The sequence below is a fragment of the Treponema sp. UBA6852 genome (assembly GCA_002449305.1).
Lineage (GTDB): Bacteria > Spirochaetota > Spirochaetia > Treponematales > Treponemataceae > Treponema_D.
Map to the genome: position 1 here is coordinate 60,814 of DKDI01000032.1, position 22,235 is coordinate 83,048.

Sequence of the window (22,235 nt, forward strand, 5' to 3'; positions counted from 1 at the left end):
ATAACCAGAGAAAAAGATGTTTACTTGTGATTTTTCAAAAAAAGGAACGATGACTTTCTGTGATTTTTTAATCGAAAGCATAAAATCAAAAATCATAGATGGAACTTTATCTTCAAATGAAAAACTCCCGTCAAAACGAACACTTGCCTCACATTTGGGAGTAAGTGTAATTACAGTTCAAAATGCCTATTCGGAATTAATAAGCCAAGGCTATATTTTTTCAATTGAAAAAAAAGGTTTTTTTGTTACAGAGCTTACAAAGGAAATAAAAGCACTTTCCTCAACTTCTTCAAAACAGTATTACAAAAAAGAAAAACGTATAAAAAAAACAAATTCAAAAAGCAAAGAAAAAATTTTCATTGATTTAAAATCAAATTCTATTGGCTGGGAAAAATTTCCATTTTCAATTTGGTCAAAAATAATGCGTAAAGTTTTAAATAGTCCGCATGAAAATCTTTTAAAAAGTCAACCGTTGCAAGGAACGCTTGAATTAAGAGAAGCGATCTGCAAGCATTTAAAAAGCTTTAAAAACATTGAAGCAGTTCCAGAACAAATTGTAGTAGGAGCAGGAACAGAAATGCTTTACAGTTTTGTTGTTCACCTTTTAGGGAATGAAAAAATATATGCTGTTGAAAATCCAGGATACAAAAAAATTGCGCAGATTTTTGAAATGAATGGAGCAAACATAGAACATATTCCAATCGACAAGAACGGGCTTAATATAGAAGCTTTAAAAAAAACAAATGCCTCTGCAGTTCATGCAACTCCAAGCCATCATTTTCCAACAGGAATTGTAATGCCGGTAAAAAGACGGATGGAACTGTTGTTTTGGGCACAAGAAAAAAATGACCGCTACATAATTGAAGATGACTATGACAGCGAATTTCGATTTACAGGAAAACCAATTCTTCCTCTTTTATGTGCGTCAAAAAATGAAAATGTAATCTACATAAATTCATTTTCAAAAACACTTTCTCCTTCGTTTAGAATAAGCTACATGGTTCTTCCAAAAAAACTTTCTGAAAAATTCAATTCAAAATTCAACTTCTGTTCATGCACCGTAAATTCATTTGAACAATATGCACTTGCGGATTTTATAAAAGAAGAGCATTATTCCAAGCACATTATCAGAATGAAAAATTATTACAGAAACCTTCGCAATGAACTGATTTTTAAAATTGAAAATTCAGAACTAAAAAATTTTGTAAAAATCCACGAAGAGAACTCTGGGCTTCATTTTTTGATTTCAATAAATTCCAAGTTCAGCGGAAAGACTTTAGAAATGCGTCTTAAAAAAAATGGAATAAAAATATCGACACTAAAAGATTTTTTTTATGAGTTTAAAGAGTTTTCAATTTTTTCAGAAGATAGCAAAAATTTTCCAATAGATAAAACATTTGTTGTAAATTATTCGGGCATAGAAAAACAAAAAATTCCAAAAACAGTCGAACTGATTCTGGAATCTATAAAATGAAAAAATGCAAAAAGTTTTTTAGTTTAGCTTCTAAAAATTATATCGCCATTATACGACATTTTTTCAATTATTGCGCCGCTTTCAACATGAATGCCTCTTTCACGAAGCGCATCTCCGCCAGACTGAAATGCTTTTTCAATTGCAACACAAATTCCCTGCACTTTTGCGCCAGCGTTTTCAGCAATTTCAATCAGACCGTTTAGTGCATTTCCATTCGCAAGAAAATCATCTACCAAAAGGATTTTATCATCAGAAGAAAGATATTCCCTTGAAATAACAATATTATAATTGCAAGAATTTGTGTGCGACCAAACTGTGGAATAGTACACATCGTCTGACAAAGCCGCGCTCGTGTGCTTTTTGGCAAAAAGAACAGGAATATTTCCAAATGCTCTGGCAACAGAACAGGCAACAGCAATTCCGCTTGCTTCAATTGTAACAACTTTCGTTATGTCTACACCGTCAAAAGATTTTTTAAAATCCTCCGCCAATTTATCAAGCAAGCCAACATCAATCTGATGATTCAAGAAGCTATTTACTTTTAAAATATTTCCTGGCAAAACAATGCCATCTTTTTTTATTCTATCTTCGAGCAATTTCATAACGCAATATTAGAAAAAAAACAGCATTTATGCAACACAGTTTTTAACGCTGCTTTTTATACTGATTTTTTTCAATTTGCTTTTGCCGCGACTTTTCCCTGTTTTGCTCAAGAAGCTTGTCTTTTTTTTCTTGTTTCTTGTCTGTAGAAGTATCCCATTCAACAGCAACAGATCGTTCTTGAATTGAAGGAATTCTAAGAAAAGTCAAACAGTCCGCGCGATGAACAGTTATTCCTCTGCTATGCGAAACATAACCGACAATTGGATCTCCAGGAACAGGTTTACAGCATTGCGCAATCGTAACTAAAAAATTAGTGTCATTTTCAATGCGGATTCTTCCTGTGAAATTTTGCGACTGCTGTTTTTTTAAAGCTGCCTTTCGTTTTCTTTCTGCGGAATTTTCTTCAGCGATTTTTTTTGAATATAAAGTGTTCGCCGCAATTTCCGCCTCGCGTTTTTCTTGAGCTTCCTTGTCAATAAACGTCGGATCATTTTCAACAAGCCAAGAATGAATTTTTTGCCGCGCCTTTGAAGTCTTTACGGCCTGAAGCTGGCTTTGAGTTGGATGCGCCTGAGGATTTGTAAGGATTTCAATAATCTGTGTATTCTTTAAAGGCTGAGTAAGAGGAATTATTTTTCCATCAGCTTTTGCACCAACAACTTTTTCGCCTATTCCAGAATGAATCGCATAAGCAAAATCAATCGCATTTGCACCAGCCGGAAGCTCCTTCACATCTCCCTTTGGAGTAAAGACATAAATTGAATCGCCAAGAAGATCACTTTTTAGTTCCGCAAAAAATTTTTCATCACTCAAATCTTCATTTCTAAGAGCGCGCAACTGATTTATGATGCTCAGATCTTCTGCCTTTACCATATCGTGGTTAGTTCCCTTTTTGTAAAGCCAATGGGAAGCAACACCATGCTCGGCAATGCTGTGCATCTCTTGTGTGCGGATTTGAATTTCAAGCGGTTTTCCTTCGCAAATCACAGTTGTATGCAAAGACTGATAACCGTTTGCTTTTGGCATTGCAATATAATCCTTGAATCTGCCTTCCATAGGTTTCCAAAGACCATGAACAATTCCAATCAAAGTGTAGCATTCAGATTCCGTGTTGCAAATTATTCTAAGAGCAAGCAAATCGTAAAGCTCACCAGGTTCCTTGTTGCGTTTTCTCATCTTCTGGTAAATCGAATAAAAATGCTTTGCACGGCTTGTTATATTTACAGTTATTCCAGCTTTTTCTGTAGCTGTATAAATTTTTTTTACAGCGTTGTTCAAGTACTCGGCTCTTTCTGCTTTTTTTTGCGCCACAATTGATTTTATCTGCTGAAAAACTTCCGGGTTCGAATACTTCAAACTCAAGTCTTCCATTTCGCTTTTTACATCGGACATACCAAGACGGCTTGCAAGAGGACACCAAATATCAATAACTTCTTTTGCGACTGCACGCTGAGCTTGTGCGGAAACAAATTTCAAATTGCGCATACGGTCAAGGCGGTCTGCAAGTTTTACAAGAATAACGCGGATGTCATCAACCATAGCAAAAAGCATTTTTCGTATGCTGTCAGCCTGATGCAAAGAAGTTGAATTTATTTTTAATCCAGTTATTTTCGCAGTTCCATTGCAAATCACAGAAATGTCTTTTCCATATTTCTCTTCAATTTCAGGAAGGCAATCATGGTCCACATCAAGAATATTATGGAAGAAACCTGCGATAATTGTGTCCGCGCCAAGATTTTTTTCAGCAAGAATTGTCGCCACTCTAAGTGGATGAAGATAATAAGGCTTTCCGCATTTTCGCTTAAGATCGGAAGTTTTGGAGATTAGATAATTCCATGCGCTTTGGATTCTTTTCCATTCTTCTGGAGTATAGTTTTCAGAAAATTTTTTAGAAAACTGGCTGATTAAAATTTCAGGATCAGTTTCTGTAACTTCATTAATTTTTTCTGACATAGGCAATCCTCTTCGATTGACTATATCACATATCAAAACTATGGTCAAAAGCAGAAAAGTTTATCTGCCACTGTCTCTGAATTTTCCTTCAATATAATCAGGGTCTTTTGAGCGAAGCAAACTTCCCTGCTGAATTTTTAGCTTTGTGTAGAAAACGCAAGGATGTCCGTTGCAAACCCAATTGTACAATTCTCCGTTTTCCGGATTCACAAGCACAAAATCTTTTCCCCACAAAATCTTCTGCGCAACAGTATCAGGAGAAACTATTTCAAGTTCTGTAGATTTTGTAATCATGTTAAGACTTTCAAAATTATACATTTTAAAGCCGGCAATTTTTTCAGCAAAAGGAAGATTCAAATCAGGATGTTCTGCAAATCTTTTGTCGGCAGCGGCTTTTGCTTCTGGACAAAGTGAATTGTATTTTTCATTTCGAATTTTTTTATTCAGCGCAGATTTTTCAAGAATAGCATTTTCATCTTGCAAAGAAAGCTCATTTCCAAATTCCGCAGAAAGCTCAAACGGACTGTCGCTTGCACCGCTTACAGCAACATCCGCATCAGATTTATTATAATAAAATCCTGTGGCGAACGGACGATGGCTGACTTTATAAAGCTCTTCAATAAAAGGCTCTGCTTCTGTCTGTGAAATTTTTCCTTCAAGCGCATCAATTGCCTTTCTGTAAGCCCGCGTAATCAAGGCAACGTAATAGACACTTTTCATTCGCCCTTCAATTTTAAGCGAGTCCACACCGGCATTTTTTAAATCCGCAAGATGATCTATCATGCACAAATCTTTTGACGATAACACGGCTGTAAAATTTTCTCCTTCGTAAACTGGAAAAAATTCATCAGGACGCTTATGCTCACGCAAAACAAGGTTTCCACTTTCTGCAATTTGCTTGGCATTTTCTCCAAGACTCGCAAGAACATCATAATCCCAGCGACAAGTATGGCTGCAAAATCCTTCTTGCGCGCTCCGACCATTTAAATACGCGCTCATCAAGCAACGGCCAGCATACGCAATGCACATCGCACCATGAACAAAACATTCAATTTCCATTTCCGGAACTGCATTTTTTATTTCCGCAATTTCTTTTAAAGAAGCCTCGCGTCCCATCACAACCCTAGTGAATCCCAACGACTTATAAACTTTTACAGCTTCGCGGTTCATACAGCTTGCCTGTGTTGAAAGATGTAATGCCGCTTCTGGGAATTCTTTTTTAAGAATCGGAACAATTCCCAAATCCTGAACAATAAAAGCATCAATTGGATAATTTTTAAAATACGGAATATTCTGAATCAGCCTGTCAATTTCATCATTGTGAAACGCAATGTTCAATGCGCAGTGAAGTTTTTTTTGGGGAAACTGTTTTTTCAATTCGCAGACTTTTTTATATTCATCTTCATAAAAATTGTCCGCCTTCACACGCAAAGAAAAATTTTTCAATCCGATGTAAACAGCATCAGCACCGTAAATATATCCGTACTTAAGTTTTTCAACATTTCCAGCAGGAGAAAGAAGTTCCATATTTTATTCCACCGCGATATTATTTTCACGCATAAGACGTTCCCGCTCTTTTATTTCGCTTTCTGAAAGTCCGCTTCTTTTGTTTATGTACTGCCCGATTTTTTCAACAGCCGCGTGCGACTCAAGTAAAAATTCGTCCGCCATCTGAAACATGAACATCATTTCCGGCCAGACATCCAAAGTGCATTTTCCGCCTGAATAAATAATTTTCTGCGCCAAAGTTTCTGCACTGTCAACAAGAATTTCTTTTTCGCCGCACTGAATATAAACTTCAGGGAAAGTTGAAAAATCATTTTCAGAAGCAAACAAAGGCGAAACCTGAATATTTTTTAAATTGGAAGAATAAGTGTAAAGATCGGCCGCATGACGCAGATCTTCGTTTCCTAAAACTTCATCACGGATTTTTTTATTCGAAAGATTTTCAGTTGAAAGATCAAGCCAAGGAGAAATCAAAATTACTTTTGAAACCAAGCCGCGTTTTTTTTCTTCAGTCCTAAGCATAAGTCCCAACGCAATGCTCGCGCCACTTCCGTCTGCGGCAAGAATAATTTCTTTAGATTCGCCATCTTCTAAAATTCCGCTGAAAACTTTTTCAACATCTTCAATTGAAGAAGGAAAAGGATAAGAAGGAGCAAGTCTGAATTCTGGCACAACAACTTTTGCAGAAACAGCATTTGCAAAGATTGAGCAAAAACTTCTCCAGCTGTCCCGCGAGCCGCCAACAAACGAACCGCCATGAACATAAATTACAATTCTATTCGATGCAAAAAGCTCAGGCACAAGAATATCGCATTTTACGCCGCCGATTTTTTTTTCAGTGCGCTCAACATGATTCGGAATAAAATCCGCTTTGAATTTTTTTTCCAGCTTGCTTCTAAAAGCCTCAACTTCGTTTTTTGGAGACAAAACCAAAGCCTTAAGTTTTTTTACCGCAGCTTTTCTGTCAACTTTGATTTCCATAATTTGAAGATTATAGCAAATTACATGAAAACTTGCTATAATGCGTCCATGCCTATAAGAATTGATTCCGACCTTCCAGCTAGAAGCACTCTTGAAAATGAAAATATTTTCGTGATGACAGAAGAGCGCGCAGTTTCCCAAGATATACGTCCACTTAAAATTGCGATTGTAAATTTAATGCCCACAAAGGAAGTTACAGAAACTCAGCTTCTTAGGCTTCTTTCAAATACTCCTCTTCAAATTGACATTTCGCTTGTGCAGATGAAAGGACACATTTCAAAAAACACAGACAAAAATCATCTGGAAAAATTCTATATGTCGTCGGAAGAAATTTTCAGCAGGAAATTTGACGGAATGATTATAACAGGCGCGCCAGTTGAGCAGATTCCATTTGAGCAAGTTGACTACTGGGACGAACTTTGCAAAATAATGGACTACGCGAAAAAAAATGTTTTCTGCACACTTTACATTTGCTGGGGCGCAATGGCAGGACTTTATTATCTGCACGGAATAAACAAGCACATTGTTGAAAAAAAGTTTTCAGGAATTTTTTATTCAAAGCTTCTGGATTCAAAAGAACCTTTAATGCGCGGCTTTGATGATTATTTTCCAGTTCCAACTTCGCGCTACACAAAAATTCTCACAGAAGATATTGCGTCAAATGAAAAACTTTCGCTGCTCGCATATTCAGAAGTAACAGGAGTAACACTTGCAAAGTCCAAAGACAACCGAAGCATTTTTATGACAGGACACTTGGAATACGACCCTGAAACTTTGGCAGAAGAATACAAGCGCGATTTAAAAAAAGGAATCAATCCTTCAATGCCGGAAAATTATTTTACAGACAATGATCCTTCCAAGCCGATTATTTCAAAATGGAGAAGCACAGCGCATTTGTTCTATTCTAACTGGCTGAACTACTACGTATACCAAGAAACCCCGTATAGGTTTACTGGAATATAAAGAAAACCTCATCATCAATGCAGCCTAAAATCTTCTATTTATCATTGGTTTCAAGCTTCTTCCATCTTTTGATTTCGTTGCGGTACATGAGCATTCCAGCTGTTCCCGTAATAATTTCTGCGGAAGGAAATGCAATCCAAGTGTACACAAGTCCGAAGAACGAGAGAATCCAGAATATTGGAATCAGGCAAAAAATCTGGCGGATTACAGAAAGCAAAAGGCTTCGCTTCATGTCGCCCACAGCCTGAAAGACAACCGGAGTCATCAGAGAAAAAACGCATGGGAAAAAACTTGCGCCGATAATTCTGAACGCAGGAATTCCGTCTTGCAAAACTTCCGCGCTGTCAGAAAAGACTCGAATGAGAATTTCTGGAATAAGTTCAAAGCACAAAACACCGGCAAGCATAAGAACAAACGCAATGAGAATAGAATCAAAAACAATTTTCCGGCAGCGGTTAAAACTTTTGCGCGCGTAGTTGTAGCTAAGCACAGGAACAATGCAAGTCTGAAATGCAAAAAGCGGAATAAAAAAGAAAGTCTGCAACTTGTAATAAAGCCCAAGAACGGTAACGGCAGAATCAGAAAAGCCTGCTAATATCATGTTCAAAATCATTATGTAGACAACGTACATGAACTGCATGAATATGGAAGGCAGTCCAAATTTGTAAATCGGCAGTGAAAATGTTTTAATATTTTTTAAAGGCGGAATCTTTCTAAAGCCTGAAACTCCGGTGATTACGGCGGCGACAATTTGACCTGCAACGGTCGCAATCGCAGCTCCGGCAATTTCAAGTTCAGGAACAATTCCAAAGCCAAAAATCAAAATCGGGTCAAGGACAGTATTCGTTACAGCTCCTGCAATCTGGGCAATCATTGGAAGCTTCATGTTTCCCTGCGCCTGATGAATCTTTGTAAAAATGCTTTCCAAGAAAATTCCTGCGCTTCCGAGCGTAACAATTTTTCCGTACAAAAGCGCATAGTACATTGCTTCCTTCGACTTTGCAGAAACGGAAACAAAGCTATACATAAACAGCTCCGCAAGAATAGAAAGAAAAATCCAAGAAAAAAGAGCAAGAAAAATTCCAGTTCCACCGGCACAATCCGCATCTTTAGTTTTTCCCTGCGCATACTGGCGAGTCATCAAAATGTTAACTCCGGTTCCAGTTCCCACGGCAATCGCGACAATCAGACATTGCACAGGAAAAATCACAGAAAGTGCCGTAAGTCCGTCCACAGAATATCGCCCGACAAAAAAACTATCTACAATATTATAAAGCGACTGAATAAGCTGGGCAGCCATAACAGGAAGCGCAATTTTGAGCAATATTTTTAGAACACTGTCGCTTCCAAAGAAGTCGGCGGATGTTTTTTGCGAAGGCATTTGCATAGTGCAAGATTATATTCCTGCGAAAAAAAATTTACAATAATTTTTGATTACAAACTGAAATACAATGCCGAGGACAAACATCAAGGAAATCTCTAAGAATCTGCCACAACATCTTTCACTTGACAAAAAAATTCTCTGCCGTTATAAAATTACTAATAAAATTAGTTTGTCAAAAATTCTTTTTACGGAGGGTGTACTAAAAACTTTGTCAAAGATGGCGTCAAAGTTTTTAGTCAAAAGTTTGCGTTGCAAACTTTCTTATCAAGTGTTGTTTCTCACTTCGTTGCGAAACAACTAAAAAAGGCAAATTAAAAATTGATATTTTCAATTTGCCTTTTTTGGGAGGAAATTATGCCGCGTGCTGGTCTTACAAGGGAAAAAGTTATTGAGGCGGCGGCCAAGCTTGCGAACGAGCACGGCCTGAGCTACGTTACAATCACAACGCTTGCCGAGCATTTTGGAATAAAAAAGCCGTCGCTTTACAACCACATTGAAAGCCAGGAGGACATCCAGAAGTCGCTGATGATTTACGGCTGGACGCACGGAATCGAGCCGCTTTCCGAGCAAATAAAAACTGACGACGCGCACGAGGCCTTGCGCCAGTATGCAAGTCTCTTCTATAAATATGCACTTGAAAATCCCGGCGTTTTTGAGGCTATGCTCTGGTACAACAAATACGAAAGCGAAAAGCTAGTTCAGGCGACCGAAAAACTTTACGCATTCTTTTTTGCCCAGACCGACAAGCTTAAAATCAGCCGAGAGGTTGCAAATCATCTTTTGCGCACATACCGCGCATTTCTAGAAGGATTTTCGCTTTTAGTGATTCACAACTCGTTCGGAAACCCGATTTCAATAGAAGAAAGTTTTGACCTTTCGCTCGACGTGATGATAAAGGGCATGGAGCAGTTTGAAGGGAAACTGGAAGAAAATCAAAAAAAATTAAAGACTGACACTGAAATCCGGAGCATGCAAAAATGAGCAAGTACAATGATTTATGGATTTACGTTGATTTGATTTTCAGGCAGACAGGCAAAGAAAAACTGGAACTGTCTTTCAGCCAGATAAAAGACGCGGCGGGAATTGAGCTTGACCATTCGTTTTTAAACTGCAAAAAAGAACTTTTGGAATACGGCTATAAAGTTGAGAAAATCAAACTGAAGGACAAGAAAATTGTATTTTCAAAGGTGAATTAAAATTAGACAAGAAAATTGTAATTTCAAAGCGAGGCGCAGCCATGAGTTTATTTAAAAAATTTCCCTTTAAAGATAAGCCTAGCACAGCGGCTATTACCTGCATTCACATTCTTGATGAAAAAAAAACTATATTATATGTTTCCCACGATGCCGATGATGGCTGCTGGCAGTTTCTTTGCGGCAAAGAACATAATATTGAAGATTCAAGAGTTGTTTCACTACAGCAAATATATGAAATTGACAAATCAATCAAGAAAATCGCAAATTTGGAATATGGAAAATGCGCTTATAGAAAATATAAAAACAGCAAATGGAATGTTCAGTAAATTGCAATTTATTAGATAAGCTAAAATCTATGGAAGATAAAAATATTCATTCAAAAATTATAAAACAAGTCTGCAAGGAAATTTTAATTCCACTCGGCGTTTTTCAAAAGGGCAGCTCACGGCTGTATTTGGACGATAACGGTTATTTTTTTATGGTAGTAGAATTTCAGCCGTCAAGTTGGAATTGCGGAACTTATCTGAACATAGGTTTGACTTTTTTGTGGGATTATAATCAATCCGATGTTTTATATTTTACTTTTTCAAGGCAACCTGCCGCCAGATACGGAAAGTTTGTGGAATATAAAAATGAAAGTCAATTCAGAAAAGAAATAACAGATTTGGCAAACATTGCAAAAGAGGAAATACTATTTTACAGAAAATTAAGAGATATAGAGTTTGCAAAGAATTGGATAATTGCATATACAAAAAAAACAATGAAGGAAAATATGCGAGATTTGGACTTGATGTCGCCAATATTTGTACTTTAAATAATAATATGAAATCAGCGAAATTTTATTATGAAAATTATCATAGAGAACTAAATACAGAAGAACAAATGGACTGCAAAAAATTAAGCAGAGAATATTTGAATTCTAACATTAAGGCAACGAGAAAAATGTGGCATAGTAAACCGTCAATGAAAAAAATGCCAGTCTCGGTGATGTATGACATTTAATTAAAATTCAGTAGCTTGTCGGAATAGATGTGATACTAAGCATTATAAATTTATCTCATTGAACCGAGAAAAACGAAATGGAAACCAAAGAGGAAACCGAATGATTCTGAACACAGGAGCAAGAACAGACACAGTTCAATATTTTTCGGACTGGCTTTTGAAGCGGTTCGAGGAAGGTTTTGTCTACACGCGGAATCCGCTTTTTCCGAGCAAGGTTACGCGGTATGAGCTTTCGCCGGACAAAATTGATGCGGTTCTTTTCTGCTCAAAAAACTACACGCCGATTCTTTCGCGCATTCGGGAAATCACCTCAAAGTACAGGACGTATTTTCATTACACAATCACCGCCTACGGAAAAGACATTGAGCCGGGAGTTCCGCCAATCGAGGAGAGCGTAAAAACTTTGACTGAGCTTTCAAAAATCGTGGGAAGGCAAAAAATCGCCTGGAGATACGATCCGGTTCTTCTTACGCAAAAATACACAATAGAAAGACACGCCCAGACATTCAGGTGGCTCTGCGGAAAGCTTGCGCCCTACATTGACCGCTGTATTTTCAGTTTTGTTGAAATCTACAAGAAACTTCAGGTGAATATGCCGGAACTGATTCCATTTTCCGAATCCGACATGAACATTCTGGCGGAAATTCTTGGAAAAACCGCGAAGGAATTCGGAATCCGGATTCAGACCTGCGGAACAAACGGGGACTTTTCAAGATTCGGAATAGAAAAATCCGGCTGCGCAACGCTTGAGATTTTAGGAAATGCGAACAACTGCGAATTCAGAAATTTAAAGCACAAAGGTCTGCGTTCCGGCTGCCACTGCATAGAAAGCCGCGACATCGGCGCCTACGACACCTGCCTGAACGGATGCAAATACTGCTATGCTAACAAAAATCCGCAGAAAGCATTTGAAAACTATAAATTCCACAATCCGGACTCGCCGATTCTCCTTGGAGAATTAAAACCAACCGACACGATAATTCAGGGAAACCAGCAGAGTTTTCTGAAAAAAGAATTTCTGCATGGCGAACTGTTTTAGGTGGATTAAAAGCGGAAAGCAGAATGTTTGAAGAAATTTTCAGCCACAAAAAACTTAATCTTGAAAAACTCAAAGTCTACGGATTTTCGGATCAAAACGGCGAATACAAATTCAGCTCAGGAATTTTGAACGGCGAATTCCAGCTTGAAATCAAAATAGACAAAAACGGGATTTCGGACACGACGCTTACGGAAAAATCGACAGGCGAGGAATACATTTTATATAAGACAAAGGCGAGCGGAGAATTCGTGGGAAATGTCCGCAGTGAAATTGAAAAAAAACTTAGCGAAATCGCAGAAAAATGCTTTGACACCGCAATTTTTAAAAGCGGGCAGACAATCGACCTGATTAAATACGCGCGTGAAAAATACAGCACAGAGCCGGAATTTCTTTGGGAAAAATTTTCAGATAACGCGGTTTTGCGCAGAAAGGACACTGAAAAATGGTTCGCGGTTCTGCTCACGGTTTCCCGCCGAAAGCTCGGAATGCATTCGGACGAAATCGTCGAAATCGTTGATTTGCGGGCTCAGCCTGAAAATATTGCGGCACTGGTTGACGGCAAAAAATTCTTTCCGGGCTGGCACATGAACAAAATGCACTGGTTCACAATAATTCTTGACGGCTCGGTTTCTTTTGATAAAATCTGCAAAAAAATCGATGAAAGCTGGAATCTTGCAAATTAAAACACTTTCGTTATATAATAACTAACTAAATTAGTTTTAAGGAAGTAAAAATGCCAAGACCGCAGAACAAAGCCGACCTGATTGCGCTTGCAGAAAAAAACTATGATGAGCTTTTAAAATTCATCGATTCGATGAGCCAAGACGAAAAATCCACGCCGTTCGACTTTTCTTCGCTGAACAAAAAGGAGGCGCACTGGAGCCGCGACAGGAACGTGCGCGATGTGATTTGCCACCTTGTTGAATGGCACAAGCTGCTTCTGAAATTTGTAGCAGAAAATATGAAAGGCGGAAGCGGCGAAAAATCCGAAAACAAAAAGCCTGCGATTGTGTACCAGTTTTTGCCCGAACCGTACAACTGGAAAAACTACGGCGACATGAACCGCGCAATCTGGAAGAACTGCCAGAATATTACGACGGAAAAAGCCCTTGCCGACTTTGCCGAATCACACAAAAAACTGATGGAACTTGCGGAATCCTTTTCCGACGAGGAGCTTTTTGCAAAAAAGCATTTCGCCTGGACAGGAACAACGAACCTCGGCGCATATTTTATCAGCACAACCAGCAGCCACTACGACTGGGCAATTAAGAAACTGAAGGCGCACAGAAAGATTGCCACGGGGAAGTGAGATGGATTATCAAGACAAGTCCGATAATGACATAAAAAGTACTTTTGGGAGATTTCCTTTCACAGGCTTTTTGCTTATGTTTTGAGTTGATTAAAAATGATTTTTTCAAGCTAGAAGTTGCCCTTTTTATGCATTCTGTAAGTTGTTCAATTTTAATATATGTCAGTTTGAATATAAAAAAACGACCGCAAGAAAAACTTACGGCCGTTGAATTAAACCTATTGGAGTTTCATGTAGATGATAATAGCTATTGAAAGCACTATCGGAATTCCAAACTGAATGAACCAGCGGAAACTTTTTCCTTTGCCTCGTACTATGATATTTTGTACAATGGCAAGAACCACAGGAATTATTACATTCGATGGAAATTGAAAAATCCCAAGGAATCTTGCCAATCCCACGAGATTGAACTTCATGCAGACTTTTGCCACAATCAGATAATAAATCATCCAGCCGATGGACATTACTATCGAGCGGAATATGAATGCGCCCACATCATCCCTGTAATACCACATTAACTGATAACGTTCTTCATCAATTGCGTCCTGTTCCTGCTGTCCTGATTCGCAATAGCATTTTTTTGAGCAGTATCCGCCATTCCATTTTAGCGGTCTGTATTCTCCACAGTAATTGCAATATCCATAATTGTTTTCTGACATAAAAAACCTCCTGTCATATTATTTACATTTTATGCATGTTATACTTATATTGTTCATATAATCCTAAACCAGTTAAATCAGTAATTGAGACTATAGAGCCGTCATCCGCAGTCGCAATCTCAAAAACACCATAGTATCTATGATGCGAATTTCGCTTTCCAGTTCGCTTTGTAATTTCGCCAGTATAATCGTCGATGCTAAGAAAAACCACTGTTGTTTTTCCTACGGCAAGGCAGCCCGAAAGATTTTCCTTGAGCCAGACGTTAAGTTCGTCAGAGAATGGAAGGCATCTATCAGGATTTGATTCAATTCTCGTTTTACAAGATTGAATTTTGTCCTGAACTTCGTTTTCTGCTATGGCATACATATAAACATGCCTCATTAATGATTCTTCAAGTTTGAAGTTTTTACTTGCCGAAGAGAATTCATTCGTTTCATTATTGTTAGTAACAGTCCATTCGACAAATGATTTTTTGTATTTGTCATTTCGTTTTACCGTATCAATTCCTATAAAAATTCCAAAACCAAGCACTGCTGCAACAAGAACAGCAGACAGAATAGAAACAATTTTATACCAAAGTTTAGGCCAGTGGTTCAGATGCCAGTTCCCGATTTTCCCAATCAGAATCTTGACTTTGCTGTTTGAAGCTCTATTTGCATGGAATTCGTCGAGCAAGGTTGTATATTCGGAGCAATATTCTTCAAACTGTGAACCAAACTGCTCAAGATTTGATGCAATTTCATCGTTTTCATAATTTTTGTTCATTTCTATTTTAAAATTCTTCCGGTCTATACCAAGCACAAAATTCTTGCAGAGAGCCTGTATTTTTTGTGTTGCTGTTTCCACCTTCTTTTTCGGAACAATAAATTCGCTCTTTGCTGAATAAGATAGTTTTGCGGAATATATATCATTTGAAGTCAAAGCAGTGACAATCCTTCCCTTGATTTTTTTCGCCTTGATTTTGCGTGCGGCTGAATACAAAATGCTTTTAGGTGTTTTTACAAACTGTTGCTTTTCATAAGTTTTGCCTTCTTTCTTTATAAGTTCCTCGAATTTTTCAAATTGTTTTCTGTAGGCGTTCTGAATGAAGAAAAGCCTTGAGAAAAGCTCGTCTTTTGTACCCTGCGACAATGTTATCTGGGAATTTTTGATTGTGCTCAAGAATTCAACGCTTTCGTTCATGAGATTAAGTTCGTAAACATCAAGAATGAAATCTTCGATTTTATTTGCAAGGACTTCTTTTTCGTTTTCCGCCTTTTCTAAGCAGGATTCAGCCGCATTCATTTGTCTCTTCCAATTGTCAACCTGCCCTTTATAGCGGTTTAATTCTGCTTTTGCCATAGCCTCACGCTTTTTTGCTTCATTATAACCTAGTCGGTCTACAATAATTTTTTGGCGAGGACCAGCACCTTTTCCGCCAGCAGTTTGCATACCATTAAACATGCCACTTCCATGCCACTCATTATCCTCATAATCCATGCAGGCATCCATATCTCTTTGAGCATCACTGACTGCCTGTTCCGCAGCGTCATACTGGTCTTTAACAGCATCATACTGGGATTTTTTTTCATCATATTCAGCCTGAAATTTTTGAATTTTCGCATCGATTTCGGGCATTACCGCATTGTTCCATTTTATTGCATAGTTTGCCGAAGCCTTTCCCACTGCATCAGCCGTTTCCTGCTCCCAACTAACGCACATTCCTTTCCAGGTTGCCAGAGCCGACTTCGCACCTGCCTCTGCATTTGATGCTGTAACCGACTGTTGCAGAACCGACAATGCACTTTGATTTACACTCATTATTTTGCCTCCATTTTTCAGCATGACTTATATCAGTAGTGAAATTATATGCTGAGAAAAGGAAATTTTTGCATGAAACCCTACAAGAAAGATTATGAAATTTTACATAAAAAATTGTGAAAAATTCACAAGAAGCGTTTCTTATATGCAAATCAAATCGCCAAAGCCCAAAATGATGCTCCTGACTGGCTCAAAAAGAGAATCCACTAAAAACTTCTACGAGTGCGACGGCTACAACAGCACCTACAAAACAGCGTTTATTCAGTGGGTTGAATAGTAGGGAAAAAAATCGACACATTGCGTACTGTATACATTTTTTCAAAATGCACTAAAACTTCATTGTAAATTTGCAGTACGGATAGTTTGAGCAGCCGTAAAATTTTCCGTATTTTCCGTTTCGGAGTTTCAGTTCATTGCCACATTTTGGGCAAATTTGATTTTTCGCTTTCAAGCGATTTTCTGTTACGGTTTTGTGAATGTTTTCAACGTGCTGCTTTTCGTTTTTTCTGTCCTGAATGTTGTGTGATTCAATCACCTGAATAATATCATAAACTTCTTTCGGCGAAAGATTTTCTTCCCTTGATTCATTTTTTATCGCCCGCAAAAGTCTTGTGTCATAAACAACAATGCTGCTTGCGGATATTTCCTTTAGGATTCCGCTTCCTGTAAAAACGACAATCGGCATAAACTTCGCGTTTGGAAAATCGGCAAGCAAATTTTTCAGCGCGTAAACGTGAGCCCAGTTTTGCTTTATGGGATTTCTGAACTGATTTTTTTCTTTGTAGATGACTTGCATCCAGTTTTCGGCGTTTTCATTTCCGAAAATCCAGCCTTTGTAGTTTTTCGTCTCAATCACGAAAATTCCGTAAACCGAAACAATAATATGGTCTATCTGAACTGTTCCGCCGTTTTTAGTCTGAAGAATAACATTGTTCAAGATTTTGTAGTCATTGTGATTCAGCAAATTCAGACGGCTTGCAACGCTGATTTCTCCGATTCTGCCTTTTATTTTTGCACGGTTTTTAGCAAGAAAAATGAAAAATGCAAGCAAGGCAACAAAAAACAAAAATGGCAAAAATTCCATAGTTTGAAAATATCACAGTTCTATGATTTTTGCTATAATTGAAATTGACTTTTATAGTAGGAGAAACCCAAAATGCCAATAGAATACAAACGACTTACAAAAAACGAACTGGAAACTTTTATCGAGATGAGAATCAATCAGCTTCGAGAAGAAGGTGCAACGGAAGAAATTGATTTGCGGCCTGCGCTTAAAGATTATTATCTTCGACACCTTGCGGACGGAACTTTCGTTTCCTATCTTGCGTTTGACGGAGAAAAAATTGTGGGAACAAGCGGAATGTCCTTTGTGGAAAAGCCGCCGTACTTCGCCTGCCCAAGCGGAAAAATCGGATTGCTTTCGAGCATGTTCACAAATCCAGATTACCGAAGAAAAGGAATAGCAAGGGAACTTTTGAGCCGTGTCGTAAAAGAAGCGAAGGACTACGGCTGCAAAACGGTTCAGATAACGGCGTCAGATATGGGCGTAAAGCTTTACACGGATTTCGGCTTTGTACATAATCAGAACTTCATGCAGTACAAATTGTAAAATTGAACTTTTCAGTTTTCCTGCACGCTACCAAAGTATTTTTTCAAGTCGTTTATCAGCTGCCTTGTGCGGATCTCAGCTTCCTCGTTAGTCAGATGAAGGCTCGTATTATAGAACAGACTTTCATCATAAATGTAATCTGTAAAATCAGAAATTATCAGGCAGTCAAGTTTTTCCGCAAGATTCGTCTGAAAGTTTTCGTATTCGCTTCTGTTCAAAACTTCGCAGCTTCTCTGCATAATCGGAAAACCCGCAACTAAAAGCGTCGCATTTTTTTGGGCGCAATATTCAGAAAGCCGGTTCAACCTTTTTGCGCAGACATCATTTATCAGGGGAACAGACGAATGAACAGAGTTGTCAAACAAATTTTTGTCGTATTCGCGCGGATAAATCAAATCGCCGTTTTTATTGAATCCGGTTCTTGTGTAGCAGTCAGACGGAATTCCGTTGCCCTTTTTTGTAATCCATAGCAACATTATTTTTGCAGTATACTTCGGAAAAGACTTCGCCATGTCAAAAAAATCTTTTCTTCGCAGAATTTTGTAAAGGCTGAAATTATTTTCCAGAGTCGTCCAGGCAAGCAGCGGATCGGAAATTTTATCGTCATCTGAATACCACGAATGGCAAACAATCAGAATGTCCCCGGCCTGAATGTTGAGTTTTGCGGCTTCCTCGTGAAAGGCGTTTCCAAGTCCGCCGTGAAGTCCCAAATTCACAACCGGCATACCGAATTCATTTTCCATCAGTTTTGAATTTATTCCGAACGCAAGATTTGAATTTCCGCACAGGATTATTTTTGGAGACGGAGATTTTTTCAGGAAATCAATTTTATCAATCAGACTTGCGTTGTAGGAATATTTGTACTGCGGTGCGGCAAAAACAAGGCAAAGGAATCCAAGCACAAACATTCCAAAAGTAATTGCGGCAAGGCACAGAAGTTTCAGAAGAAATTTTTTCATATTTTACTATGCTCTCCTCTACTTTAAAAATTGAAATACAAAAACGACGTTGACCGGCTCTGCGGAATGTTCAGCAAAACAAAAAGCACAAAGACGGAATAAAGAAACCAGCGGACTGCGGTTTTCTGCGACCTTATTATCTCAAGTCCACTTTTTTTGTACGTGAATAATTCAATTGCCGCAACCGGAAGAATTTTCAAGAAAATGAATATGATTCCTGTCAGCCCTTTCACTTCATCGCTCAATGCAAACAGCTGGCGCACGCTTTCCTTAATTCCGAAACTGGAGGTCAAAGCCGGAAAAGTCCTGAAAATTTCAAACGGAATATGAAATAATTTTTTTATCAACATAAAACTATCGTGAACATTTTCCGCGCGAAAGAATATCCAGGCAAATGAAACAAGCAGGAACGTTCCGAAAATCCGAAGCAACGAAGGATTTTTTTCCAGCCGCTTTCTGAAAATCCGTTCAAGGCAGACGTACAATCCGTGCAGCGCGCCCCAAATTACAAAACTGAACGAAGCTCCGTGCCATATTCCGCTTGCAAGAAACGTGAGCATGAGGTTCAGGCAGACTCTCGGCAACGAGCATCGGCTTCCGCCCAAAGGAATGTAAATGTAATCGCGAAGCCAGGAACTTAAACTGACGTGCCACTTGCGCCAAAACTCCGAGCAGCCTTTTGAAAGATACGGATGGTCAAAATTTTTTCCGATGTCAAAGCCCAAAAATCTGCTGATTCCAATCGCCATGTCGCTGTAGCCCGAAAAATCAAAATAAATCTGAAAGGAATAAAAAAGCGTTGCGAGCAGAACTGCGCATCCGTATATTTGAAGCGGAGACGAATAAACGGAATTCACATAAACTGAAATCGAGTCGGCGACTATGAATTTTTTCAGAAATCCCCAAGCGAATAATTTCATTCCGTCAGTGGCATTGCCGTAGTCAAAAGCGTTTATCCTTGAAAACTGCGGAATCAGATTTTCCGCACGCTGAATCGGACCGCTTGAGACTGTCGGAAAAAATGAGACGAACAGACTCACCGTCAGAAGATTTTTTTCAGGTTCGATATTTCCTCTACGGACATCAAGAAGATAACCGAGACTTTGAAACGTGAAAAAAGAAATTCCAAGCGGCAGAATAAATGTGAAATGCTGCTCCAAAAATAAAGAGAGAACCGAATTTATGTACTTGAAAAAAATCAGCGGAAGAAGTTCCAAGGCGACAGAAGTTAAAAGCAAAGCACGGCTTTTTCTTACAAGAAATGCGAGCAGCCAGGATGAAGCGCATGAGAACAGAAGAAATGGCAGAAATTTTATTCCGGCAAAACTGTAGAATAAAATTCCTGCGATAAACAAAATCAACTGATTCAAGAATTTCCTGAAAAAGAATTTCTGCTCAAGAAAATAAACTGATGAAAAAAGTACAAAGAAAATCAGAAATTCAAAGGAAACAAAAGACATAAAACAGCTCCAAACGAAAAAATATAATACTTGCAGATTGATAGTATAACAAAACAATACGCATTTTGCTAGTGTAAATAAAACAAATAGACTTGCAAAATGCAAGTAATGACAGAACAGGAACTAAAAAAAACGCTTTCGGAAAACATAAAAAAATACCGCAAGAATAAATTCACACAAGAAAAACTTGCTGAAAAATGCGGACTTTCTTCACAGAACATCAATGACATCGAAGGTATGAGACGCTGGCCAAGAAGCGAAAATCTTGTGAAAATTGCAGACGCACTGCAAGTGGAAGTTTACCAGCTTTTTATTCCACAGACAAAGAAAAAAGTAGTCATTGAAAAAACAGACGAAAACATTTCAATTCAAAATCAGATTCAGTCTAAAGTAATAGAAGAAATACGAAAAGTCCTGAACAAGTCTCTTGATAAAATGAAAAAAGAATAAAAAGAAAGCCGTATACAATCTGTCCGTAGTCCACTCTTTTTCCACATATTACAAAATTTCATCTTGACAAATAGTTCTATATAGTACTATACTCTTTCGTATAAAACAGACAGAAGGAAATCAGATTGCTAAATAAGACGAACGGAGGGTTTTACATCAGCAAGATAAAGCAGATTCAGGGACGCATTTTTGAGCGGCTTCTGGATGAACAGGGAATCGCGGAATTCAACGGAGCGCAGGGAAGAATTCTTTTTGTGCTCTGGGAAAACGACGACATTCCAATCAGGGAACTTTCTGAAAAAACCGGTCTTGCGAAGACGACACTCACCGGGATGCTCGACCGACTTGAGTCGCAGGAGCTTGCGGTGCGCACATACAGCGCGGAAGACAGGCGGACTGTCAGAATCAGGCTGACGCAGAAGGCAAGAAAGCTCCGGAAAAAGTACGACAAGGTTTCCGAGCAGATGAACAAAATTTTTTACAGGGGATTTTCTGATGAGGAAATTTTCAGTTTTGAATCGGCTCTTGGGAAAGTGCTTGAGAATCTTAATAATTATTTATAGGAGGATAATAATGAACAAAGAAAAAGCCAAAGAAGAAATCATCGCACTCAGAAAAAACGCGAATGTCGCCTATGTCGGTTCGGTGAACGGAGAGGGATTTCCGCAGATCAAGGGAATGCTCGTACTCGAAAGCGAAAGCATGAAGATTCAGTATTTTTCGACGAATACAAGCTCCCGGCGCGTCGCTCAGTTCAGGGCAAATCCAAAAGCCTGCGTGTACTACGTTGACGACACAAAGGACAAATACAAGGGCGCGCTCTTTACAGGCACAATCGAAGTCTGCACCGACCACGACACAAAGGCAATGCTCTGGCGCGACGGATTTGAAATGTATTACCCGAAAGGCATAGACGATTCCGACTACTGCGTCTACCGCTTCACCGCACAAAGCGTAAACTATTACCATGGACTTGCGAACATGACGCTTTCGATTGAGGAGGTGGAATAATAAGCCATTATCGTAGCTACCACCTGCGATGTAAAAAAATATTTAGCTTATATAAACCTGAAAAACAATCAGCGGAATATTTCTGTTGATTGTTTTTCCTTTTTAAGATAAACTCTGTAAAAAAAATAACATTGGTTATAAAAACATTTGCATTGGAGGAGAAAATTGAAAACAATCGGACTTATCGGCGGAATGAGTTGGGAAAGCACAATTCCATATTACAAAATCATAAATGAAGAAATCAAAACAAAACTTGGTGGACTTCACTCTGCAAAAATAATTCTTTACAGTGTTGACTTCGATGAAATTGAAAAATGCCAGTCATGTGGAAACTGGGAAAAAAGCGGTTTAATTCTTGGAGAAGCTGCAAAAAAACTTGAAATGTCAGGAGCAAATTTTATTTTAATCTGCACCAACACAATGCACAAAGTTTATACACAGATTCAGTCAATGGTAACGATTCCTGTAATCCATATTGCCGATGCAACGGTTTCTGAACTGAAGAAAAGAAAAACTTTCAATGCCGGTCTTCTTGGAACAAAATATACATTAGTTCAAGACTTCTACAAACAGCGTTTAATCGAGCAAGGAATAACTGTTATTGTTCCCGATGAAAAAGACATTGAGCAAATCAACAATGTTATTTTTCATGAACTCTGCATTGGAAAAATAGAAGAATGTTCTAAAAAGAAAATGCTTGAAATAATGATGCGCTTGAAAAACAAAGGAGCGGACGGAATAATTCTTGGCTGCACAGAAATAGGTTTGCTTGTAAAACAAAATGATTTTGAACTACCACTATTCGATACAACAGAAATTCATGCAAAACATGCAGTAGAATTAGCTCTTTAAATCTTTTACAGAAGTCCGCATAAA

At 38.4% G+C, this 22,235-nt stretch carries 25 protein-coding genes; 15 read left to right on the forward strand and 10 right to left on the reverse strand.

Features of this window, described 5'->3' with window-relative positions; all coding sequences use genetic code 11:
• Window positions 1-16 precede the first annotated feature (16 nt).
• The gene (locus B3209_RS06445; protein WP_296664999.1) at window positions 17-1,474 is read left to right on the forward strand and encodes a PLP-dependent aminotransferase family protein; all 1,458 of its coding nucleotides are present in this window, start codon (window positions 17-19) and stop codon (window positions 1,472-1,474) included.
• A gap of 23 nt (window positions 1,475-1,497) precedes the next feature.
• Here the strand turns inward: B3209_RS06445 and B3209_RS06450 are convergent, their stop codons facing one another.
• The 4 genes from B3209_RS06450 to B3209_RS06465 are packed head-to-tail and all read right to left on the reverse strand — an operon-like array spanning window position 1,498 to window position 6,517.
• A complete protein-coding gene (locus tag B3209_RS06450) occupies window positions 1,498-2,076 on the reverse strand; it encodes a xanthine phosphoribosyltransferase (protein ID WP_295795346.1) in 579 nt (192 codons plus the stop codon).
• A gap of 43 nt (window positions 2,077-2,119) precedes the next feature.
• Window positions 2,120-4,030 (reverse strand): RelA/SpoT family protein, encoded by a 1,911-nt coding sequence (locus B3209_RS06455; RefSeq protein ID WP_296665001.1) that lies wholly within the window; start codon window positions 4,028-4,030, stop codon window positions 2,120-2,122.
• Window positions 4,031-4,090: 60 nt separating this feature from the next.
• Window positions 4,091-5,557, reverse strand: a complete 1,467-nt coding sequence (locus B3209_RS06460; protein WP_296665003.1) for a peptidase U32 family protein — start codon at window positions 5,555-5,557, stop codon at window positions 4,091-4,093.
• 3 nt (window positions 5,558-5,560) lie between these two features.
• Window positions 5,561-6,517: an alpha/beta hydrolase fold domain-containing protein gene (locus B3209_RS06465; RefSeq protein ID WP_296665005.1), complete on the reverse strand. Its 957-nt coding sequence runs from the start codon at window positions 6,515-6,517 to the stop codon at window positions 5,561-5,563.
• A 48-nt stretch (window positions 6,518-6,565) separates the two neighbouring features.
• Here B3209_RS06465 and metA point away from each other — a divergent pair, with 48 nt between their 5' ends.
• Complete coding sequence (gene metA / locus B3209_RS06470; RefSeq protein ID WP_296665008.1) at window positions 6,566-7,480, forward strand: homoserine O-acetyltransferase MetA; 915 nt, start codon at window positions 6,566-6,568, stop codon at window positions 7,478-7,480.
• Between the two features lie 34 nt (window positions 7,481-7,514).
• Here metA and B3209_RS06475 read toward each other — a convergent pair whose 3' ends face one another.
• Window positions 7,515-8,861: an MATE family efflux transporter gene (locus tag B3209_RS06475; RefSeq protein WP_296665010.1), complete on the reverse strand. Its 1,347-nt coding sequence runs from the start codon at window positions 8,859-8,861 to the stop codon at window positions 7,515-7,517.
• A 357-nt stretch (window positions 8,862-9,218) separates the two neighbouring features.
• Here B3209_RS06475 and B3209_RS06480 point away from each other — a divergent pair, with 357 nt between their 5' ends.
• The 7 genes from B3209_RS06480 to B3209_RS06510 all read left to right on the forward strand — a co-directional run bounded on the left by B3209_RS06480 (window position 9,219) and on the right by B3209_RS06510 (window position 13,410).
• Entirely contained in the window at window positions 9,219-9,845 is a 627-nt protein-coding gene (locus B3209_RS06480; protein WP_296690210.1) for a TetR/AcrR family transcriptional regulator, read from the forward strand.
• Window positions 9,842-10,060 carry a hypothetical protein gene (locus B3209_RS06485; protein ID WP_296690211.1) on the forward strand — a complete coding sequence of 73 codons (219 nt, stop codon included), beginning with the start codon at window positions 9,842-9,844 and terminating at the stop codon, window positions 10,058-10,060. Before B3209_RS06480 ends, B3209_RS06485 begins: the two co-directional genes overlap by 4 nt.
• 41 nt (window positions 10,061-10,101) lie before the next feature.
• Window positions 10,102-10,386 carry a hypothetical protein gene (locus B3209_RS06490; RefSeq protein ID WP_295795330.1) on the forward strand — a complete coding sequence of 95 codons (285 nt, stop codon included), beginning with the start codon at window positions 10,102-10,104 and terminating at the stop codon, window positions 10,384-10,386.
• Window positions 10,387-10,679: 293 nt separating this feature from the next.
• Window positions 10,680-10,874 carry a hypothetical protein gene (locus tag B3209_RS06495; protein ID WP_296690213.1) on the forward strand — a complete coding sequence of 65 codons (195 nt, stop codon included), beginning with the start codon at window positions 10,680-10,682 and terminating at the stop codon, window positions 10,872-10,874.
• Between the two features lie 288 nt (window positions 10,875-11,162).
• The gene (locus B3209_RS06500; RefSeq protein WP_296690215.1) at window positions 11,163-12,101 is read left to right on the forward strand and encodes a DUF1848 domain-containing protein; all 939 of its coding nucleotides are present in this window, start codon (window positions 11,163-11,165) and stop codon (window positions 12,099-12,101) included.
• Between the two features lie 23 nt (window positions 12,102-12,124).
• Complete coding sequence (locus B3209_RS06505; protein ID WP_296690219.1) at window positions 12,125-12,784, forward strand: MmcQ/YjbR family DNA-binding protein; 660 nt, start codon at window positions 12,125-12,127, stop codon at window positions 12,782-12,784.
• A gap of 50 nt (window positions 12,785-12,834) precedes the next feature.
• Window positions 12,835-13,410, forward strand: coding sequence for a ClbS/DfsB family four-helix bundle protein (locus B3209_RS06510; RefSeq protein ID WP_296690223.1), 576 nt, complete (start codon window positions 12,835-12,837; stop codon window positions 13,408-13,410).
• A gap of 218 nt (window positions 13,411-13,628) precedes the next feature.
• Here the strand turns inward: B3209_RS06510 and B3209_RS06515 are convergent, their stop codons facing one another.
• Both B3209_RS06515 and B3209_RS06520 read right to left on the reverse strand, forming a co-directional pair.
• Window positions 13,629-14,069: a hypothetical protein gene (locus B3209_RS06515; RefSeq protein ID WP_296664320.1), complete on the reverse strand. Its 441-nt coding sequence runs from the start codon at window positions 14,067-14,069 to the stop codon at window positions 13,629-13,631.
• A gap of 22 nt (window positions 14,070-14,091) precedes the next feature.
• Window positions 14,092-15,870 (reverse strand): hypothetical protein, encoded by a 1,779-nt coding sequence (locus tag B3209_RS06520; protein ID WP_296664321.1) that lies wholly within the window; start codon window positions 15,868-15,870, stop codon window positions 14,092-14,094.
• A 94-nt stretch (window positions 15,871-15,964) separates the two neighbouring features.
• Between B3209_RS06520 and B3209_RS06525 the strand changes: the two genes are divergently transcribed.
• Complete coding sequence (locus tag B3209_RS06525) at window positions 15,965-16,147, forward strand: hypothetical protein (RefSeq protein ID WP_296664322.1); 183 nt, start codon at window positions 15,965-15,967, stop codon at window positions 16,145-16,147.
• Window positions 16,148-16,198: 51 nt separating this feature from the next.
• Here the strand turns inward: B3209_RS06525 and B3209_RS06530 are convergent, their stop codons facing one another.
• Window positions 16,199-16,954, reverse strand: a complete 756-nt coding sequence (locus B3209_RS06530) for an NERD domain-containing protein (protein WP_296690226.1) — start codon at window positions 16,952-16,954, stop codon at window positions 16,199-16,201.
• Between the two features lie 72 nt (window positions 16,955-17,026).
• On the opposite strand from B3209_RS06530, the gene B3209_RS06535 reads away from it, so the two are divergent.
• Window positions 17,027-17,479 (forward strand): GNAT family N-acetyltransferase, encoded by a 453-nt coding sequence (locus tag B3209_RS06535; RefSeq protein WP_296664232.1) that lies wholly within the window; start codon window positions 17,027-17,029, stop codon window positions 17,477-17,479.
• 11 nt (window positions 17,480-17,490) lie between these two features.
• On the opposite strand, the gene B3209_RS06540 is transcribed toward B3209_RS06535, so the two are convergent.
• Together B3209_RS06540 and B3209_RS06545 are read right to left on the reverse strand one after the other, a co-directional pair.
• The gene (locus B3209_RS06540; protein WP_296664231.1) at window positions 17,491-18,438 is read right to left on the reverse strand and encodes a hypothetical protein; all 948 of its coding nucleotides are present in this window, start codon (window positions 18,436-18,438) and stop codon (window positions 17,491-17,493) included.
• A gap of 23 nt (window positions 18,439-18,461) precedes the next feature.
• Window positions 18,462-19,898 (reverse strand): MBOAT family O-acyltransferase, encoded by a 1,437-nt coding sequence (locus B3209_RS06545; RefSeq protein WP_296664230.1) that lies wholly within the window; start codon window positions 19,896-19,898, stop codon window positions 18,462-18,464.
• A gap of 99 nt (window positions 19,899-19,997) precedes the next feature.
• Here B3209_RS06545 and B3209_RS06550 point away from each other — a divergent pair, with 99 nt between their 5' ends.
• From B3209_RS06550 to B3209_RS06565, 4 genes are all read left to right on the forward strand, one after another.
• The gene (locus B3209_RS06550) at window positions 19,998-20,348 is read left to right on the forward strand and encodes a helix-turn-helix domain-containing protein (RefSeq protein ID WP_295795309.1); all 351 of its coding nucleotides are present in this window, start codon (window positions 19,998-20,000) and stop codon (window positions 20,346-20,348) included.
• 125 nt (window positions 20,349-20,473) lie between these two features.
• The gene (locus B3209_RS06555; protein WP_296664228.1) at window positions 20,474-20,911 is read left to right on the forward strand and encodes a MarR family transcriptional regulator; all 438 of its coding nucleotides are present in this window, start codon (window positions 20,474-20,476) and stop codon (window positions 20,909-20,911) included.
• A 10-nt stretch (window positions 20,912-20,921) separates the two neighbouring features.
• Complete coding sequence (locus B3209_RS06560; RefSeq protein WP_296664227.1) at window positions 20,922-21,359, forward strand: pyridoxamine 5'-phosphate oxidase family protein; 438 nt, start codon at window positions 20,922-20,924, stop codon at window positions 21,357-21,359.
• A gap of 165 nt (window positions 21,360-21,524) precedes the next feature.
• On the forward strand, window positions 21,525-22,211 hold the full coding sequence (locus B3209_RS06565; RefSeq protein WP_296664226.1) for an aspartate/glutamate racemase family protein: 687 nt from the start codon (window positions 21,525-21,527) through the stop codon (window positions 22,209-22,211).
• Window positions 22,212-22,235 lie beyond the last annotated feature (24 nt).